The following is a 5,290-nucleotide window of genomic DNA, read 5'->3' as shown; positions in this document are numbered from 1 at the left end:
TCTTCCTATTTTATCTTCATGTACAACTGATGGAAGAGAAACCTTACCAACTCCACCTTCTATACAAACAACTAAACCTGAAATCATAGGGTTATCAAAGATCTCTCTAATTGATACTTCAACTTCTAATCTCTTACGAATCATAGAAACCAATCGAGTCGCGAGAAGGGAGTGGCCTCCTAACTCAAAAAAGTTATCGTGGATCCCTACTTTAGGGACTCCTAACAATTCTTGCCAGATCTCAGCTAGAGATATTTCCATGGCACTCTGAGGAGCAACATAGACTGAACTCGATACATCTGACATGTCTGGATCTGGTAATGACTTCTTATCAATCTTACCATTACTAGTTAAAGGCATATCCTCTAATGTTACCCAAACACCAGGGATCATATAATCTGGTAAACGAGTTTTTAAATGACTCTGTATCGAACTCTTATCAATAGCATCAGAACTGACGACATACCCTACTAATCGATTACTACCTGATCCATCTGCTCGTGATACAACACAGCAACTCGTAATTGATGGCAATTCTGATAAAACACTCTCGATTTCTCCTAGTTCAATACGATATCCTCTAATCTTTACTTGATCATCTTTACGTCCTAAAAACTCTATATTACCATCACTAAGCCAACGTGCTAAATCCCCCGTCTTATAAAGGCGTAAGCCTGAAGTAAATGGATCTGAGATAAATCGATCTTCTGTTAATGATTCCTTATTTAAATAACCTCTAGAAATTCCTATACCCGAAAAACATAGCTCTCCTATAACTCCAATAGGTTGTAATTGCATACTATCTGAAACTATGTAAGCTCGAGTATTGTCAATAGGAGTACCTATAGGTATTCTGGCTGTTATATCTCCTTGGTAAACGGTAGCACAGATACTAGTTTCCGTTGGTCCATAAGCATTTACATATTTTCCTTTTTTAGAAAAAGCAATTGCTTTTTCTACAGGCGCTTCCTCACCTGCTGTTACTAATGTTTTTATAGAATGGATGTCTTCTATCGCTATTAGTTTTACAAATGCAGGAGGTAATGTAGCCCAAGTTATATCATTTTCATTTATAAAATTTATAACCAGATCTACATCTGATTTTATGTTTTCATCAATAATATATAATGCTGCTCCACCAAGTAATGCAATCAGTATTTCCCACATTGATGCATCGAATGATTGATTAGAAAACTGCAAACATCTTTCTGAATTTCCTATAGAGAAATTAGTGATCTGAGATACAATAGTATTTACAATACTTCCATGTTCGATCATTACTCCTTTAGGACGACCTGTTGAACCCGAAGTATAAATCATATACGCAAGACTATTGCTTTGCACATTAATAATAGGGCAATCACCTGCATATTGATTTCTGTTTTTATCAAAATCCTGTACTACCTCTGGAGTTATAAATACTTTACATTGGCTATCTTCTTCGATATATTTTATTCTCTCTTCTGGATAATTAGGATCTATGGGTAGGTAGGCTCCTCCTACTTTTAATATTGCAATCATGGAAACAAGTAGCCAATCACTCCGTTCTAATTTTACTCCTATAAACTCTTCTTTATTAATGTCATAATTGGAAAGCAAATAATTGGCTAACTGATTAGAGTTCTCATCCAATTCTTTGTATGTCATTTTCTTATCCTGAAAAACAAGAGAAATCTCCGAAGCATTCTCTCTAACTTGCTCTTTAAACAAGCTTAAAATTGTTTCTTCTTTATCAGGTCTTTTTACAGGATTATTAAATTGATGTAAAAGCTTATTTTCTTCATCTTTAGTAAGAATACTAATTTCGGAAACATTATCTGCATCTGATTTTGTTACAATTTGTTTTAGAGCTGTATAAAAATGTCCTTTAATCATTTCTAATATAGAACGATCAAGTAACTGGTCATTATAATTAAACTCTATGGTTAATTCTCTACCTAAATTAACGGCAATTGTCAATAAATAATTTGTCTGTTCTTTGGTCGTGATATTATCTACCTGCAATACATTATTGGTTTTTTTAAGAACTTCTGATACTGGATAGTTTTCAAAAACGAGTATACTATCAAATAAATCTCCTCTAACACCACTATAACTTTGTATTTTAGCCAAACTGGTATATTGATATTCTCTACAACTTACCTGATCTAATTGCAGCGATGTCAACCATTCTCCAATAGACACATTATTATCTATCTTGGTATATAAAGGGAGTGTATTAATATACAAACCTAACCGCTGCTCTGATCTTTCTAGGTCTGTAGGACGACCAGAAACGGTAACTCCATATACTACTTCTTCATTTCCTGTATATCTAGATAATAGTAAAGCCCAGACTCCTTGTATAATGGAGTTAACTGTCAATCGTTTTTCTGTGGCATAACTTTTTATATGTTCTGTAAAATCTGATTCTAAAGACAATAAGAGTTTTTCATTATTACCTATTCCTTTATTTCTTAATGTGGTCGATTCTGAAAAAGGTAGAATAGAAGATGTTTCTAGTTTAGAAATATATGTTTTCCAAAATACTTCTTCCTTTTGTTCATCACTTTTTGAGATATACTTAATGTAGTCTTCAAATGCATCTTCTTTCTTCTGAGGCGGTTCTTCTCCTTTATAAAAAGCTTCGTATGCGACTAAAAGCTCTTCCATTAGCATCGCAGATGACCATCCATCCATTAGTATGTGGTGATGTGTAAAAACCATTTTGTATGCATCCTTTCCCGTTTTTATCAACGTGATTCGCATCAGTGGTACTTCATTAAAACTAAAACCTTTCTCGCAATCTTCTGTTAAAAATTTCTCTAGTTTCTCTTCTTTTTCTATCCCTTCATATGTACTATAATCTAGTTCTATAAATGGAAGTTTTACTTCGTTATATGCACATTGCAAAGGAATACTCAATTCTTCATACAAGAAAGAAGTTCGTAACGTACTATGATTTTTCATCACATACTCCCAAGAAGATTTTAGAGCTTCTACATGTAATCCTTTTGAAAAATCTAAAGACATCTGTTCGATATATGCCTTAGAATCTGTATCATATAGCCCATGAAAAAGCATTCCTTCTTGCATAGGACTTAACTTATAAAAAGAATCTATTAACGATTTAGTATCTAAATATTCAAGTAATTCTGCTTTATTCTTCTTTATAAAGTCTATAATTTCTTTATTATTCTTTATTTTATTTTTATCCTCTTCATCTAACTTTCTTTTAAGCCCTCTTAGAATTAAGTTTTCATCTTTTTTAACTAGAAATAAGTTTAACTCTTCTAATTTTTTTATAAAGCCTTCCATAATGTCTTATGATCAATTTTGATTAGTGTTTTTTATAATTCTACTACCTTATTTGTAGTAATTTAATACTGGTAAAAAATTGTAATAAATAGTTTAATGTACTTTTAATAAAAAATTTAGGCCACCAGTTAGACGCTCTAAATTGTACAGTTGATACTACATACTTCTTAGTGTTACTTAACTATAATTTACAAACCTCTTTCGTACATTTTTTCGATACTAGAGTTTTATAAAATTTATTATGAATAATGAATATGTATGCTACGATATATATCCTTCAAAGCCTTATTCTCCGGTTAGGTAATACAACTAAAAAGGCATACTGGAATAGCGCAAGTAGCCTTAATAATCAAATTTTGACTATTAAGGCATTGCTTTTTCTCTATGTTATGTTTTATTAAAACTCTAGAATATCCTCTCCCTCATAGGCTTCCTCTGTTAGATTTTTTGTAATAGCATCTAATTCGTCATATGCTATTTCATTTTCTAGACCATAATCGGAAGGAGTGTATTCTTTTTTCTTTTTATCTCTACAATGAATGATTAACATTTTTAGATTTGTAATATACTCATTGGCTAATTTTTCAACAGTATCTGCATAATATTGTGTTGATAAATAACTCCAATTAAGACGTAACTGTCCCATACTTATAGAACAGTTAATCTCTATTTTACAATCAAACCTAATATTATCTCCAATCTCTACTCCAGAAGATTCTTTTGCTCCTTTAAAAATACTACTCGTATTGACTGCATTATCTAATTGTCCTAAATAATTAAATACAACATCCCATTGTACTTCTGCAAGAGATTGTCGTACTTCTTCTAAAGAATTTAGATATCGTAATGCTCCATATCCTATCCCTTTATCAGGGATAGAACGTAACTGTTCTTTTATGGTTTTTATAAGTTCTCTAGGAGAATCCGGTTGTTCTACAGGTAATAAAACAGGGTATAAATTAGTAAACCATCCAATAGTATTTCCTATATCTACTGTATCAAAAATATCTTCTCTACCATGACCTTCTTGACCAATAATTACTTTACTATTTCCTGACCATTGTTGTATGGTTAATGCTAAACTAGCTAATAAAATATCATCTATTTCTGTAGTATAACTATGGTGTATATCACCTGTTAATAAAGATGTACTTTCTTCATCCAAGGTTATCGTATAATTTGTGATGTCTTTATATAAGTGATTTCCATCAGTTATTTTATCAACTGGTAATGATTGATAATCTTTAGCAATGGCAGACCAATACGATTGCTGAGACAACACTGTATTTGTATGAGCGTATTTTTCTAATTCATTAAACCATTGTCGATACGAACATCCTTTTGCTCCTAAGTTAACCTTTTCTTCTTTTTGTATATGTTCTATAATCTGTTCTATATCATTGATAAGAATACGCCAAGACACTCCATCAATAACTAAATGATGTGCTACTATAAATAATCGATTATATGAATCAGTATTAGGAGTTTTAATTAAAACTCCCTGAAATACCTTACCTATACGAATAGACAAGTTTTGCTGATATAAATTACAGATTTCTGTTATAGAACCAGAGAGGTCATTTGATATATTTGTTATATCTACAATCTCAAAAACGTTGTTTACATTGCAATACTCTTGTTTCCACTCTCCTTCTTTTTGTTCATATTTAAATCGTAAGGCATCATGATGTGTTACTAATGTTGTTAACCCTTGATCGAGATCAGACTCACTCAATGATTTAGGTATTGATAAAAGTATGGATTGATTGTACTGTGATGTCGTTGCATGTGCTTCATTAAAATACCACTCTTGGATTGGTAATAATTTACAAGCTCCATCTAATATACCTTGTTCTCCTGTTATATATCCTTCTCCGACTTGTACAATTTTAGATAACTCATGTACAGTTTGATTCTCGAATATATCCCGAGGTTTTGCTTGATATCCTGATTTTTTTAAACGACTGATTACTTGGATAGTTATGATAGAATC

Annotated in this window: 2 protein-coding genes; both read right to left on the bottom strand. The window is 31.7% G+C overall.

Annotated features, from left to right (window positions below; genetic code table 11):
* Window positions 1-3,297, bottom strand: a 3,297-nt coding sequence (locus N456_RS08635) for a non-ribosomal peptide synthetase (RefSeq protein WP_148639258.1), incomplete at its 3' end; no start/stop codon positions are given.
* Window positions 3,298-3,694: 397 nt separating this feature from the next.
* A partial coding sequence (locus N456_RS08630; protein WP_240315507.1) for a condensation domain-containing protein occupies window positions 3,695-5,290 on the bottom strand: 1,596 nt, incomplete at its 5' end.

Origin of the sequence: Aquimarina longa SW024, assembly GCF_001401755.1 — a bacterium.
Classification (GTDB): Bacteria; Bacteroidota; Bacteroidia; order Flavobacteriales; family Flavobacteriaceae; genus Aquimarina; species Aquimarina longa.
This window is presented reverse-complemented; position numbering and strand designations above follow the sequence as displayed.